This is a genomic window from Niabella aurantiaca DSM 17617, from assembly GCF_000374125.1.
In the GTDB taxonomy this organism is placed as follows: domain Bacteria; phylum Bacteroidota; class Bacteroidia; order Chitinophagales; family Chitinophagaceae; genus Niabella; species Niabella aurantiaca.
The window spans coordinates 194,772-210,139 of record NZ_KB893646.1; the positions used below are offsets into that span (position 1 = coordinate 194,772).

12 protein-coding genes and 1 pseudogene are annotated in these 15,368 nt (G+C 45.9%); 10 read left to right on the plus strand and 3 right to left on the minus strand.

Annotated elements, in window-relative coordinates; genetic code table 11:
* Positions 1 to 45: 45 nt before the first annotated feature.
* Positions 46 to 582, minus strand: coding sequence for a helix-turn-helix transcriptional regulator (locus tag B160_RS0123765; protein ID WP_018630457.1), 537 nt, complete (start codon positions 580 to 582; stop codon positions 46 to 48).
* A gap of 1,221 nt (positions 583 to 1,803) precedes the next feature.
* Between B160_RS0123765 and B160_RS0123780 the strand changes: the two genes are divergently transcribed.
* Complete coding sequence (locus tag B160_RS0123780; RefSeq protein WP_018630460.1) at positions 1,804 to 4,317, plus strand: P-loop NTPase fold protein; 2,514 nt, start codon at positions 1,804 to 1,806, stop codon at positions 4,315 to 4,317.
* Positions 4,318 to 4,348: 31 nt separating this feature from the next.
* Complete coding sequence (locus tag B160_RS0123785) at positions 4,349 to 5,776, plus strand: hypothetical protein (protein WP_018630461.1); 1,428 nt, start codon at positions 4,349 to 4,351, stop codon at positions 5,774 to 5,776.
* Positions 5,777 to 5,782: 6 nt separating this feature from the next.
* On the opposite strand, the gene B160_RS0123790 is transcribed toward B160_RS0123785, so the two are convergent.
* Positions 5,783 to 6,004: a helix-turn-helix domain-containing protein gene (locus tag B160_RS0123790; RefSeq protein ID WP_018630462.1), complete on the minus strand. Its 222-nt coding sequence runs from the start codon at positions 6,002 to 6,004 to the stop codon at positions 5,783 to 5,785.
* Positions 6,005 to 6,035: 31 nt separating this feature from the next.
* Positions 6,036 to 6,251 carry a helix-turn-helix transcriptional regulator gene (locus tag B160_RS0123795; RefSeq protein WP_040680376.1) on the minus strand — a complete coding sequence of 72 codons (216 nt, stop codon included), beginning with the start codon at positions 6,249 to 6,251 and terminating at the stop codon, positions 6,036 to 6,038.
* Between the two features lie 734 nt (positions 6,252 to 6,985).
* On the opposite strand from B160_RS0123795, the gene B160_RS0123805 reads away from it, so the two are divergent.
* The 8 genes and pseudogenes from B160_RS0123805 (at position 6,986) to B160_RS0123845 (ending at position 15,238) form a co-directional block, all read left to right on the plus strand.
* Positions 6,986 to 7,603: a hypothetical protein gene (locus B160_RS0123805; RefSeq protein WP_245562276.1), complete on the plus strand. Its 618-nt coding sequence runs from the start codon at positions 6,986 to 6,988 to the stop codon at positions 7,601 to 7,603.
* A gap of 64 nt (positions 7,604 to 7,667) precedes the next feature.
* Positions 7,668 to 8,180 (plus strand): hypothetical protein, encoded by a 513-nt coding sequence (locus tag B160_RS30875; RefSeq protein ID WP_018630466.1) that lies wholly within the window; start codon positions 7,668 to 7,670, stop codon positions 8,178 to 8,180.
* A gap of 157 nt (positions 8,181 to 8,337) precedes the next feature.
* Positions 8,338 to 8,664, plus strand: a complete 327-nt coding sequence (locus tag B160_RS30880) for a four-helix bundle copper-binding protein (protein WP_071597070.1) — start codon at positions 8,338 to 8,340, stop codon at positions 8,662 to 8,664.
* A 55-nt stretch (positions 8,665 to 8,719) separates the two neighbouring features.
* Positions 8,720 to 8,818, plus strand: a pseudogene (locus B160_RS32620) (DUF4253 domain-containing protein); the annotation flags it as partial.
* Between the two features lie 302 nt (positions 8,819 to 9,120).
* The gene (locus B160_RS30025; RefSeq protein ID WP_018630469.1) at positions 9,121 to 10,518 is read left to right on the plus strand and encodes a sulfatase family protein; all 1,398 of its coding nucleotides are present in this window, start codon (positions 9,121 to 9,123) and stop codon (positions 10,516 to 10,518) included.
* A gap of 649 nt (positions 10,519 to 11,167) precedes the next feature.
* Complete coding sequence (locus B160_RS0123835; protein WP_211218108.1) at positions 11,168 to 13,225, plus strand: TonB-dependent receptor plug domain-containing protein; 2,058 nt, start codon at positions 11,168 to 11,170, stop codon at positions 13,223 to 13,225.
* 11 nt (positions 13,226 to 13,236) lie between these two features.
* Positions 13,237 to 14,316 carry an HmuY family protein gene (locus B160_RS30030; RefSeq protein WP_083927753.1) on the plus strand — a complete coding sequence of 360 codons (1,080 nt, stop codon included), beginning with the start codon at positions 13,237 to 13,239 and terminating at the stop codon, positions 14,314 to 14,316.
* A 19-nt stretch (positions 14,317 to 14,335) separates the two neighbouring features.
* A complete protein-coding gene (locus B160_RS0123845; RefSeq protein WP_018630472.1) occupies positions 14,336 to 15,238 on the plus strand; it encodes a DUF6607 family protein in 903 nt (300 codons plus the stop codon).
* Positions 15,239 to 15,368 lie beyond the last annotated feature (130 nt).

Here is a 15,368-nt window from a genome sequence, read left to right on the forward strand (position 1 = left end):
CGCTTTATACGCCACCGCAGCCGCCCGGCCGGTATTTAAAATTGTTTAACAGCCGGTAGCCTTGCTGCAGGTTTGCAGCGCCGCCTGCTGCCTTGCTCTTAAGGTAGCCAGCTTATACTCCGCCACCAGCTGCCTTGCGGGGCCACAGCGGTCCAGCCCATCCAGTATATCCAGCTCCATATTTTGCAGCAGGCTCATTTGCCGGGTAGCGGGGGTGGCCTCCTCCATCAGCCGCTGTACCATGGCCAGCTTTTGGGTAAGCAGGTGGTGGCGTTCCTGCATTTTGCTAAGGGCCATACTTATACGCAGCGCATCCGCCGCCGCCTTACGGGCATGCGCGTTCAGCGCTTTTTGCATCTTTAGCAGGTGTACCTGCTGGCGGGCCTGGGCAGGCTGCCCCGCCACCGCTTTTAGCGGCTGCGGGTGCAGCAGCTGCAATTGCAGCTGTGCCAGCCTTGCAGATGCTTTTTGCGGCAGGTTGCGCTGCCCTCTTTCATACATACAAATAACGCTGGTAGATACGCCTATAAGGGCCGCCAGCTCCTGCTGGGTAAGGTGCAGTTGCGCTCTTAAGGATTTCATAGCTCATATAGATTAACGGTTTTTCAATACATGGTTGTGAATGAGTGCTTCGTAAATTTTTTAAATATTTACACCGCGGCTTTTCACAATTTGTGAAAACGGTTTTTGTAAAAAGCATTTTCATTCACAACTTTTTCATTCACAAAAATTGCTGGTGGGCAGGGCCTGGGCATGGTGGGTTTTACGCGTTGCAGTCATAGCTTTGTTTTTTAAAGGGTTATTAATATAGGGAGCCTGTAGGCCAAAAGCAGCTGTATGGTTCCTGTACTAAAGCTACTACAAATTATTAATATTTAGCATGTAATGGCTTGTTAAAAAGGGCGGTATGGGCCCGGCTTAGTGCTTATAGCAGCGGTGTGGAGCCTGTCCCGCAGAAAGCGGGATCGCACTCTTCAGCGGTGGAATAAGCGTCAGCCAGTGCTACCCGCCCGCAACACCCGGTCATCCCGACCGGCCCCGCCCAGCGGGCAAGCGGAGGGATCTCTCCGGTATCTTGTACCTTCCTGGGCCGTCTTCCCGGCCGGCGTATATTCGTAATTAGGCAGCTGCTTAAAGCGGACTGCTGTAGCTACGGTATCGGCAAAATAGGATAAAGCTTATTAACAACGCCGCACTGGCCGGGGACCTGTGCGAGTTAGATTGCGGGAGCCTGTACATGCTTTTTAGCAAGCCGCACCCGGAACGTTCTCATTGAGGTAAGCGGCCCATCGGCTTCCAAATCGCCGCTCAGGACCAGGTGCTTTAACCGGGAAGAGGCAAATAGCTCGCACAAAGGAGTACGCCCATCGCTGAGTCCCATGGTTTCCCCCAATTATGCGCGCCGCAGGTTTCCACCGCCGGCTGCAGTAACCCAGCACATTGTCGTCGTATACAGAAAGGTCTTTAAACCGCAATATCCCCTTTTCATCGCACTCCCTAAATAATTCCGGCCGGGAGGCGATCTGAGAGTAACAAACAAGAATCAACAATGGTCAAAGATTGTAGAACTATCCAAAAGGGAGTTTGTTAAGGTCGCAGCATAGCGAAAATCTGAAATGCACCCGCCCTAAGGACAAACACATAATTTTAAATAAATTTGCTATATTAGCGACAGCAACTTGTCATGAACAGCATTTGAGTTTAATAACTGCCAAAAAAACTGTCTTAATATTGTGTTGCCATAACTGCTTTTAATGTATTTATTAAAAGTAAAGATATTCTGGAATTAACCTAAACTGTACAATGACCCAAATAGACAATGCAGCCCAAGCTTTCGAACTTTATAAGAGTTTATATCACCGATACCTGCAAACTGACCTAAGCGAATCTGATACCCGATCTAAATTGATAGATGCTATTTTGATAGATGTATTAGGATGGGAGGAGGGCGACATTCAAAGAGAAGGTCATGTTGAGTCGGGCTATTATGATTATCGAATTTCTGTCCCAGGCATTCACTTTATTGTTGAAGCAAAAAGGCAGCTTAAAGAGTTGACCCTTCCCTCGCATCATAAAAGAGCAACTATAAATACTTTGCTAAAAGGCAACAGTGAGGTTATAAATCAAATTAGAAATTATGCTATCGATGAAGGGATACAATATGGTATAATCACGAATGGATATCAATTTGTAGTTCTAAAGATATTTAATAACGATGGCAAACCATGGAAAGATAACTCATGTCTTATATTTCAAGACGTCGATACAATCGAAAGCCGGTTTATTGAATTTTTCGAAAATTTATCAAAGTATTCTGTTGTAAACAATGGGGGTTTCAAATTTGATCTTCCTATAAATAATGTAGAATACAAAACAATCTTATCGACTCTAATTGATAGAGATAAAGAGCTTATTCGAAATTCACTTAGCGGCAGTATAACACCTCTTATTGATACGGTCTTTGGAGAGATTTTTTCTGAGGAGCGAGAAGATGATAAGGAGTTTATAAAGAAATGCTTTGTTGAAAATGAAGAAACAAAAAAGAATAAAGATGAAATTGAGAGATTATTTGGAGACTACGCACCACAACTTTCACAAATAATCCCCGCAGTTAATTCATCAAGTATAGCATCTCAAATCAGTGAGGAATTAAATGCGGAAGAAATCAACATAAAAAATAGTTATCCCCCAAAACCAATCATTATAATTGGCTCCAAAGGGGCAGGAAAAACTTCATTTATAAATCATCTATTTAAATACAAGTTGGAGGATAAGGAATTAGAAAATCACTTTATTGTATATATAGATTTCAGAAAATTCTTTGAAGGTGCTACTAATTTCGAACCTGAAAAAATTGCTAGCGAAATATTGGAGTCGATTTATAACAAGTACGAAACTTTTGAATTTCATTCATTGAAGGTTCTGAAAAGAATCTATTTTAAGGAAATAAAACGAAACGATGATAGTATTTGGTTATATGACAAAACGAACAATGAGGAAGCATATAACACTAAACTTTCAAGTTTTTTGGAAAATGAAAAGAAGAACTCCTTTAGCCATCTTGAAGCTCTTTCAAAATACATTATTAGAGAACGGCGAAAGAGATTAGTTGTTATTATTGATAACGCAGATCAATTTAATGATACTATTCAAGAAAAACTTTTCATTTTCTCTCACTCTCTAACCAAAGCAACTCTTTGCGGATCAGTAATTTCACTTCGAGAAGGGTATTATTATAAATGGCAAAATTCTCCCCCTTTCGACGCGTATGAGAGCAATGTGTATCATATAACGGCTCCTAATTATATGGAGATTTTGCAAAAGCGAATAGATTTTGCGCTAGAAAAAGCGCATCTTTTTGAAACGAAAATTCGTGGAACTAATCAAAAAGGTATTAAGTATGAGTTCCCATCAGGTTATATTGTTGATTTTCTTTCAGGACTTAAGCATTCGCTATTTTCTAGCGCAAACTCTGAGTTAATCAGTTTTTTAAATCATACTACTTATCCAAATATTCGAGAGGGACTAAAGGTCTTTAAATCATTTTTGACATCAGGACATACAAAAGTGCAAGAATATATTTTAAGAGAGCAATATAAAAATGAACATAACAAATTACACTCAATTATTCCAACTCACGAATTTATTAAGTCAATTGCGCTTCAAAACAGGCATTACTATAATTCTCAGATTAGTATCATAATAAATGTATTTGTTCCGCCTATAGATTCGACCGATCATTTTATAAAATTATACGTTTTAAAAGATTTAGATGAGCATATAGAACAACGTAGTTATACTAGTAAGTTTATGTCAAGCAAAACCTTGTCGGAAAAGCTAAATTCACTAGGATATAAGATCAATAGCATTAAATCGGCAATTAGCGAATTACTGAAGCAGTCCCTGATCGATACAGATGAACAAATTTCTGATGTCGAGTGGAAAGATCTGCCCAATGAGTTTAATTTGAGTTTAACTGCTAAAGGACACTATTATTTGAAAGAATTGGTAAATCGCTTTCATTACTACGATTTGATTTTACAAGATTGCCCAATTTTTAATTCAGTGGAATTTGATAAATTAAAAACGGCCTTTCCTCTTTCAAATGAAAATGGGATTAGATATCTTCCAGATAGAAAGCAATGTGTGACAGAATTTATTTCATATTTGCAAAATATGGAACAACGCCAATCTAATCAGGTTAAAACCGTTTACGGCAATTTAATGGACACAATTGGATGTATGGTTCATGGAGAGATCGAAAAGATGAATGGTAATACAAATAAGTATTACCATAACAATACTAGTGCTCGTTAAAATAACAGAAACGGTATGATTCTATTATAATATGAAGATAAGTAAGCTATTCAACCTTGATAAATCTCAAGCTGAACTTGATTTTGTTGATATTGATATAACAAAGGATTTGCCATTATTTCTTGACCCATTTTTTTTAGGTAACCGACAAGATAAGTGGTCTTTAGAGGCAACTTTAACTTTGAAGAGTTTCTTCCAGAAATTAATTGACTTGACAAAGGCCGGCAAAGAAAAAGAGGCGAGAGAACTTTTTGAATTCCTGCATGAACCCAATTCAACATGTTTAGGTATGTCTTTAGATAAGCCTGACGGGAATGGTGTGGGCAAAACGGATACTTCAAAAATTTATAAAAATCTTTTGAAAAGTAGAGCTATACAATCGGGACTTTTACAAGATATAGAGGACAATATTTTATTTGTGGATGGTTTTGGGAAAGATAAGTTATCTGATATGACAACCAATATTATTCGAAAACATCTCATACAATATACCGGAGCCCAGTGCGATCTTCATAACATCCCGCTTACCGATAACGTCCCATCGGAATTTTACTGGAACAGACAGGAAGGTGCATGGAAAGCCGAATATACCAGAATGCTTGTGGTGGAACAAAGGAAAATATTGCTTGTGCCTAAAGGTGTTGTTTCATTTCGTGAATCATATACGCCAGAAAAATATTACAATCACTTTGTTTTGAATTTTCTTCAAAACGAGCATTTAAAGTTAAATACAGCCTTGGTAAAACAAAGGAAAGGCGGTAAGAAATATGTTACAAAAAAGGATATTAAAGAAACCACTCCACAAACGAAAGAATTTTTAAGACAGTTTACTACAAACCACCCGGAGGTTTTGGCAGCGTTCAAGAAAAAGACCAAGAACAATTCAGTAAAAAATATAGAAATATCAGATATAAGTGTTAAAAATGTTTGTAAACTGCTTGGAGAACAATTGGTGAATATCCCAGCTGGAGTTAGGAACGCATCAGCCTTCCACAATAAAATACTTGGAATACTTGAACTTATTTTTTATCCCAAATTGATTTTTCCTATGAAGGAGAAAGGAATTCATCAAGGTAGAAAGCGAATCGATATTACATTTGACAATGCTGCTGATACAGGAATCTTATATAGGTTATCTGAAAAAATGAGATTGCCTTGTCAATATATTTTCATTGAATGCAAGAATTATACGTCTGATCCAGAAAATCCGGAGTTAGACCAGCTGGCAGGAAGGTTTGCCGTTAATCGCGGCACAGTTGGATTCTTAATTTGCAGAAGTTTTACTAATAGAAAATTATTTATTGAGAGATGTAGAGATACATACAAAGATGGACGCGGGTTAATTATTCCTTTAGTAGATCAAGACATTATTAATCTTTTGGATAACCATAATGAATATAATGATTCTTTTTTTGACAAATATCTTTCTGATATTATTAGGGAAATAACGGTTAATTAGAGCATGCTACTTCCGATCTACCAGTTTCACACCCTCACACACATACTCCAATAATTCACCCGGTTTTACACCAATAGCTAAGGCAATCAGATATAATTCTTCAACCCTTAATTTGGCAGTAGAATTAATGGTCAATTCGCTTACTCGCGGTTTGCTTAAACCCGTTTTACGCGCTACTTCCGATTTATTGGTCGATCGGGCCTGTAAATATTCTCCAAGCCTTGTCATTGGATTTCAATAGTTTCAAAAAACAGATTAATTACTTTTTAGGACTTACCAGCAACTCACAAACTTCCACACCCAGCACCTCCGCAATTTTAAACAGCGTTTCAACCGTGGGCTGGTTATCATTCGTGCACCATTTGGATACAGTAGTTCTGCTTACGCCCAATTGTTCCGCCAGCCAAATATTTGACTTTTCATTTTCCAGCAAGACTATTTTAATCCGATTATAGCGTTTCTTTTGTGTAGCCATGGGAAGTTAATTACACTACTAACTAACAAAAAAGCAAGCACTTATCTTTTTTATTAAAAAAATCATGCATAAATTTTTAAATTTGGTGATTTTAAATACATTTATGTTTATATTTGAACTATGAAATCAAATAAATTTTATGCTTTTTGATGATACATAAGGATTAAGTTATTTTGCGAGCACTATTATATAAGTGTTTGCTTTATTGATCTGGCTTTGAGAACTACGACCTTTCAACGACTCCGGAAAAATAAGGTAAACGCTCACGAATGTACTGCGTGGGCGTTCTTATTTGGAGTCGGGGTGTCGTAGCCCTTCAAAGCCAATAAGGACTAACCCACGCTTCTTTTTGCGTGTGGTGGTCCGGCTTAAAAAATTTCCAGTTGCTAAAACCACTACTATGCACGCCGTTACTACACCTATACAAAACACCAACACCACTTTTACTTTTAATAAGCGGCTTTGGCCGGGGGCCGCCGGAAAAGCCGGCAGCTGCCTGCCCGCGCTGCGCTGCAGACCTGTTAGGTCTGTACGCGGCGGGCAACAGACCTAACAGGTCGCTTCCCCATCCGGAGCGGGCAACTGCAAAAAGTAGCATCGGCCCGCCCGTCTCCACAGTCTGCGTGTTCCCCAGGCAGCAGCCTGGGCTGGTAATAATACTTTAGAGATTTCTCCACTACGCTGCGCTCCGGTCGAAATGACAGAAGAAAAACCTTCACCCCCCAAAACAAAAAATGATGAAAAACAAAAATGATAAAGACCCGTTTGAAACCTTCGGCTGGAACTTTGCTGTTGTTACAGACCCTTACCAGGTGTTTGCCGTATGCTTTGTTTTTGCAGACATCGGCGCCTTTCGCAAAACCATACGGCAGGTGCTGCTATCCGCCGCCAGCAATAAAGTGCATAAAAAAACGGAGCCGGCCAATGTGCTTTGCATGTTTAGAGCCATAAGCTCTGTAATGCTGGCCGCGCACCAGCTGTACCGGCAGGGCAAAACCAGCGCGCTGCAAATAGCACCGGGGCAGCTTGCCCAAAAGCAACTCTATGCCCGGCCGGATGGCAGCTGGGCTGCGTGGGAGTACCTGCCCAAAAACCTTTCCACAAAAGACTACCAGGATCCTTACCGCGTGTTTCGCCGTTTTTTTAAACACCAATCCATAGCCGGGTGGCGGCTAAGCCTGCAGCAGGTACTGGATTATGCGCTGGCGGGCTATACGGGCCATAAGGATCTTAATTTGCTAAAGCTGTATTTTCATTTAACCCGGCTAATGGAGGCCGCCCACCTTATAGATGTGCGGGAAGTGCCCTGTGTAGATGGCCAGCTGAAGCCCCGGTGGGAGGAGGAAACATAACGCGCCCATTGCCCGGCCGGGAGCTGTGCTGCTGTTGTTGTAATAACGCTCCAAAATTAAAACCATGAAAACGATAAAAACGCCTGATCCCTTCCATACAGAAAGCTGGTGCCTGGAAGCCACCACCAACCCCCAACGTGTATTTTTTCTTTGTTTTGAGCATGCCGGGGATATTGATGCGTTCCGCAAAATGCTGCTGCACGTAATGCTCTTTATTGAGCAGTTTGAGCCCCAAAAGGAAATACCCGTGTACCGCGTATGCTGTGCCTTTATGGCCCTGCACTCCGTTATAGCGGCCGCCCATTATATTTACCGGCAGGGTGCGCCCCACCCCGGCGGAGAGGAGCAAACAGGTTTTGCCTCCTACTTTATATCCGCAGCCGAGCACGCCAACCTGCATGAAGTACTAAAAACCTTTTTCAGCTACCAAACCCGGCAGGAGTGGATGGCCAATATGCACCTGGTACTATACCATTGTTTAACAGACCGGGCCATTGGTGTGGAAATGGACCTGTTCTCTCATTGGTTTTACCTTACCAAACTGCTGGAAGCGGCATGGTTAATGGCGGCGCGCTAATGGGGCCGTTTTGCCTAATAATGCCGGCACCTCTCAGGGCTTCGGGGCCGGCCCCGCAAAACACCGGTCGGTAAGCCGGTCACCCCCACCCCAAACGGGCATATTGTTTGTGCCCCCTTTACAGGAGTATCGCTTTTTTAAAAAAAACGCATTTATTATGGAAACATTCGGAAACAGAATGGCGGAGCTGCTGAACCGCTGCGCTGCCGTTTGCGATCATTGTGCCGCGGCCTGCCTTAAGGAAAAAGAGGTAGAGCTGCTGGCGGCCTGTATTGAGGCAGATATGGCCTGTGCCGCTGTTTGCCGCACTACCGCCCTACTGCTGGAGCTGGGCATTGGCGAGCAAAACGCCCTGTTGCTGTGCGCAGAAGTATGCAAGCATTGTGCGGATGAATGCAATAAGCACGAGCACGACCATTGCAGGGCCTGCACAGAGATCTGCAACGAGTGCGCAGTGGAGTGCGGCCAGTCTGCCGTGGCATAACACCTGTTGAAAATTTTCCCCGGTCTGTGTATCTTTCTGCCTAAAAGAAGTATATGCCATTTGCCCCGATGCGGTGGAGCAGGGCGCGGGCACACTGGACGCGCTGGCCCGTGAGCTAAAGCAAAGCCAGCGGCTGTATTTTTGGTGGGATTAGCAAGACGTCTTCAAAAAGTATTGTTGGTGTTTCTCACCAACAATAGCTGACTGGGACCTCTGTCATGCTGAACTTGGCTCAGCATCTAAAATAGAATCTGTTCAGCTTATAATACATGCTTCGCCCGAACAAACGGCCTGCCCGGCATTTCAGCATCCAGCAGGGTACTCTTTAATAGATGCTGAAACAAGTTGTCAATAACGATCCTCCATAAACAAACTTTTTTCCATTGCCAGTTTTTCACCGGCAAGAGCCCCCAAATATGAATTATAAACGATATATTGCTTTGTAAAAAACCGACCATGATGCGGCAATATATAACGATGATCCTGCTGTTCTTGCTGCCTTGCCTGCCCTGCGGCGCACAGGAAAAAGCCCCGCAAGCGCGGCCCAACGTACTTTTAATATTGACCGATGACCAGCGCCGGGGCGGTACTTTTTTATCGCCGGAGCTGCTGAGCACCCCGGTGCTGGACAGCCTGGCGCACAGCGGCATCCGCTTTATAAACTCCTATATTATGGGCGGCACCAGCGGGGCGGTATGCGCGCCCAGCCGGGGCAGCATGCTTACCGGGCGCAGCGTGTTTGAAATGGGCGGCAACTACGGGCAAAAGATACCGGAGGCCCTTATAACCCTGCCCCAATACCTGAAGGCCAACGGCTACTATACCTGGATGACGGGCAAGTGGCACAATGAATACAGCTCCTTTGTAAGAAGCTTTAGCGGCGGCGCTTCCCTTTTCTTTAACGGCATGGGCCCGCAGTATGATTTTAAGGTGAACGATTTCCGGCAGGATGGCGCTTACAGCCCGCAAAACAGCCGGCTGGTAAAAGGCATACATGCTACGGACCTGTTTGCAGATGAGGCCGTTCGCTTTTTGGAAAACTATAAAGGCCGCCAGCCCTTTTTTGCTTACGTGGCGTTTAAAACCCCGCACGATCCGCGTACCGTGGCGCCCGCATTTGAACACCGGTACCCGGCAACAGGTGTTCAGCTGCCGCCTAATTTTTTAAAGCAGCACCCGTTTGATAATGGCGATCTGAAGATACGGGATGAAAAGCTGGCAGCTTTTCCCCGCGACAGCGCGGAGATCCGGCAACATATTGCAGACTACTATGCCATGATCACCCATATTGACCAGCGCATCGGCGATATCCTGAACACATTGAAAAAGCAGGGACTGCAAAAAAACACCCTGGTCATTTTTGCCGCCGATAACGGGCTGGCGGTGGGCCAGCACGGCCTGATGGGAAAACAGAACCTGTATGAGCACAGTGTAGGTGTGCCGTTGCTGTTTTCCGGTCCGGGTGTAAAACCGGGGCAAACCAGCAAAGCGCTTACCTATCTTACGGATATTTTTCCCACACTTTGCGCTTACCTGCACCTGCCGGAGCCGCAGGGGATGCTGGGTCAAAGCCTGCTGCCTGCGCTGGGCGGTGCACGGTACAGGGGGCGTAAGTCTGAGTACTATATTTATGCCCACTACCAGCGCGGGCTGCGGATGGGCGCTTACAAGCTGATCGAATACCTGGTAAAAGGCCAGCGGCATACCCAGCTGTTTAACCTGGACAAGGATCCCTGGGAGCAGCGGAACCTGACCGGTGAAAAAAGCATGCAGAAACAAATACGGGCAATGCGCACAGAAATGAAGCGGTGGCACCAGCTGGCAAAGGATCCCATGCCGGTGTTTTATAAGTAACGATAGGATAATAAAAAGAACCTGCTGCCTGCTGCTGGCATAACGTTTTTCAACCGCGCCGTGTGTCTCGCGCGTCGCCTCCGGAGTGTGGTTGCACAGCATTTCTGGTTCATGCGGGCACGACCCGGAGCAGGGCGGATGACACATAGCGCATCAGCACCAGTACAAATACCGGGCACTGCGTTTTCGGCAGCCGGCCACGGTCAGTGTCCGCACTTGCCTTAGAAGAATAACAGCAGACAATGAAGAATGGTACCAAAAGATCTGTGCTTCGGTGTTTCAGTAGCCCCATCGGAAATTTTCCCGATCGCGCAACTTCTTTTCCCGATCTTGAAAACAGGTGCCGGCAACATGCGGCATCTTTACATCTTTGTTAGTGGATCAATATGTCGCAACCTATGCTGCCCATCCGGAGCAACGCATAAAGCATCTCCGGCACTCGTCTCTTTTATAAGCAATCAAGCAGCCGCACGGATCTTTATCGGTGCGGCTTTTTGTTGCGGTTTAATTTTCCTCAACTCATTGAGATCAGTGCTTCCCGTGTTTCAATGGCATGGCCTGGATTTTTCCTGATCGCGCAACTTCTTTTCCCGAATGCGAAAAAGCTTGTCTGATCATTGGCAGACATTTGCTGCCTCAGTACCATAACGTGCATCACAAAACAATACAATATTATCTCACTGCCTGTTTGTTGCTTATGGCCTTTGGGGCACAGGCACAAACGGCAACTGCCGATACCGCGGCATCTATGCTGGATGCAGTAACGGTAACCACGGGCCAGTACCAGCCGCAATCGCTCCGCAAATCGGTTTATGATGTGCGGGTCATTACCGCAGCGCAGATACAGGCGCGGGGCGCGGTAAGCGTGATGCAGGTACTCAACACCCAGCTGGGTATGCGGCTGAGTAATGACAATACATTGGGCGTAACCGATATACAACTGATGGGTATGAGCGGCCGCTCTATAAAAATATTGCTGGATGGTGTGCCGGTAACGGATCGCAACGATACACGGGAAAGCCTTTCCCAGATTGACGTACAGACGATCGACCGCATCGAGATCGTGGAAGGACCCATGTCCGTAGCCTATGGTTCGGACGCATTGGCCGGAGTGATCAACATCATTACCAGGGATCCCGGTGCGGCAACCTACAGCATCCGGGCAAAGGTGCAGGAGGAAACGGCCGGTAATGAATATTACCCGTTCAGCTACCAGGGGCTGCATCAGCAATCGGTAAGCGGCTCCTATAAATTTAAAGCGCCGCTCACCATCAGCGCAGGCATCAACCATATCCTTTTCAATGGCGTTGGCGGCGATGCTTATGGCCGGCAGAAAGCATGGCTGCCCAAAGAGCAATACCTGGGCCATCTGCGCGCGGGATATCATACAGAAAGGAATAAATTTCATTACCGGCTGGATGTGCTGGAGGAGACCATTACAAAAAAAGGCGCGCTGAACCTGAACGTGCGCAAGGCTTTTGACCAGCGGTACCAGACCCGCCGCTATATGCACCAGCTGCAGGATCAGTGGAAGCTGAATGACCGGTTGCATTTTAGTTCGTTCTTGTCTTATACGGATTACCGGCGGCGTACCAAAAGCACCAATCACAATTTTGAAACGGGTGAAGATGTACCGACCACGGGAACGGGAGAACAGGATGTGGCAAAATTTCAAACCCTGTTCTTCAGAACACAGGGGGTCTATGCACTTCATGATAAACTTTCGTTACAGCCCGGCGTGGAAATAAGCCGGGACAATGCATCGGGCAACCGCATTAAAGGCAGCCCGGTGATCACAGACTATGCGCTGTTTGCATCCGCGGAGTATAAACCCTCCGGCCGCATCAACATCCGGCCCGGTTTGCGGATGATCAAAAACTCCATTTATGATGCGCCCCCCGTGGTGCCGGCATTAAACATAAAGCTGGGGATCTCCGCTGCATCGGACCTTCGCCTGTCGTATGCACAGGGCTACCGGGCTCCTGCGCTGCGGGAGCTGTATTTTGATTTTGTGGATGCCAACCATACCATTTACGGCAATCCGGACCTGAAGGCAGAAATCTCGCGCAGCCTGCATTTATCCTGGAACACGTTTTTAAACCGCGCCGCGTGGAAGACCTCCTTCTCACTTAGTGCTTTTTATAATGTATTTGATGACCTGATCGACTATGCGGCCGATCCCAACAATAGTAGGGCTACCATTCTTTTTAATGTAAGCAAGTTTAAAACCGCCGGTATGCTGCTGCAGCAGGGCTTCATCATCCGGCAGCTGCAGGTAGACTGGGGCGTCAGCTATATTGGCCGCTACAACCGGTTGAAGGAAGCGGACGGGGAGCTGCCGGAGCTTAACTGGTCGCCCGAGGCCAATGCAGCTATTTATTACAACATGCATAAACCGAAGCTGCAGCTGGCACTCATCTATAAGTTTACCGGTGCCCGCAAGCAATACCAGTTAAAAAACGGCGCCGACATCAGCCAGGGCGTGCAGCTTACAAAAATGGATGCCTTTCACTGGGCCGACTTTTCCGTTACCAAAAAGCTGTGGAGCCTGTTTGCCGTACAGGCCGGCGTAAAAAATATTCTTAACATCAGCAATATCAACAGCACGATCGGTGGTGATGGCGCCCACAGCAGCAGCGGACCGGTACCGGTAAGCTATGGCCGGTCGTATTTTATAGGACTGGATTTTCGTTTCAATAAACAATAAAAAATACCAACATGAATTGTACAACAATGTTACAAAAAGCAATGGCGGTGGCGTGTATGATCCTCGCTATTGCATCCTGCAAAAAAGATAAAGACCCGGTTATCATCATACCGCCCTCATCCGGCAGCACCCTGCAGCTGGATGGCGGAACGGGAGGAGCCGCTGCAATCAATGCTGTTTTTGTGGATTTCAGTGCAGATAAGCAAACCCCTGTATTAAGGGATAGCTGGGACCTGGGATTTTATTGCGGCAGCGATTTTAAAGTAACCATCAACCTCACAAACGGTGCTGCTGCCGTGGCCGTAAACAAAACGGATATCAATACCGTTACGGCGGCAGATTTTGACCGCGACACGTTGAGAGTAGGCCTGGATGGCATGAGCGTGGTTGGGAGCTTTGCCGTGATCGATGACACCAGGGAACCCAACATCTTAAACAAAACGGTGATTGCTGCTGTATCTGCCAATGATGCCGATAACAAGGTGTACATCCTTAACAGGAAAGGCGGCGATGCTTCGGCAGCCGATGCCAACTTATACAAGATAAGGATCCTCCGAAAAGGAAATGGATATACCCTGCAGTATGCAAAGCTTGCTGAAACTACTTTTAAAACGCTGGAAATAGATAAGGAAACCGATTTTAATTTCCGGTTTGCCTCTTTGGTTTCCGGCACGATCGTAAACGTGGAGCCGGCCAAAGCAAACTGGGACCTGGTATGGAGCTGGAGCATGTATTATACCGGGCCCTTTCCTTATGCGTTCTCCGACTTTGTGGCAATAAACAATATTGGCGGAGCTGCTGCTTTTGAAAGGGTTTACGCATCGGACGAGGCGGCAGCCGATGCCTACGCCAAATTTAACAAAGACAGTGCAGCCCAATACACTTTCTCCTCCAGGAGGGATGCTATCGGCACCACCTGGAGAAGAACCGCGGCGCCGGGAGCTACCCTTCCCGCAGGTGTTTATAAAACAAAATTCTACGTGGTACGGGACGGCAGCGGAAATCTATACAAACTAAAATTCCTGAGCTTTACCAGCGAGGACGGCGGTACCCGCGGCAAACCACAAATTGAATATACATTGATCCATTAGCATTTAAACTCAAATACACATGAAGAAGATCCTTTTAATAGCAGGCGCAGCCATCACAACCACTACATTGATGGCGCAAACAGGAAAAGAAAACATTGACAAGCTCTGCGGCTGTTTTGAAGTAAGCTTTAAATATGCAGAGACCTTTGCACCGGAAAAAGACTATAAGTTTCACGAGCGGGAGCAGATCATCGGCGTTACGGAACTGGCCCTGCCCCTGGTAAACACGGATAAAAAAGTGGTGATCCAGCATTTGCTGGTAATGGGCAGCGGCACCGTTATCAAGCACTGGCGCGAAGACTGGACCTATGAAAACCTGGTGCAATGGGTGTACAAAGGCGATAAGGTTTGGGAGAAGACAACCCTGCCGGCTGCGGATGTAAAAGGGAAATGGTCACAGTCCGTTTGGGAAGTAACGGATGCCCCGCGTTACCAGGGCAGCGCTCCCTGGCAGGTAGTGAACGGGCATACCATTTGGGAGAGTACCACAGACGCGCCCCTGCCCCGGAGGGAATATACCCAGCGCTCCGATTATAATATCCTGAACCGTACCAACCGCCTGGTGATCACCCGTAAAGGCTATGACCACGTGCAGGAGAACAAAAAGATCATCCGTGCCAACGGCGCCGATAAGCTGCTGGTGGAAGAGCGGGGACTGAACGGTTATGAAAAGCTGGATAAGGAAGACTGTGCAGCGGGTGCCAGGTACTGGGAGGAGCACAAAGGCTTTTGGCTGGCGCTGGAGCAGGAATGGGATAAGCTGCTGGATGCAAAGAGCCGCATAAAACTTACAGAGAAGGTGGGCAACCAGGAGCTGATGCCTACATTATTTGCCATGGCGGATGAATGGAAGGAAAAAAAGCTGACGGCAGCGGATGTCAACGGCAGGATAAAGACCATACTGGAAAAACATATCCAATAACGCTTTCTTCATGTATCTGTAATGCCGCTCCGTAATTGTACGGGCGGCATTTTATGCTTTTGCTTCGTTGCCTGTGCGATCTCCGGCAGTGGATAAGAGTTTAATGATAGGCTATAAAATCCCTTTTGAC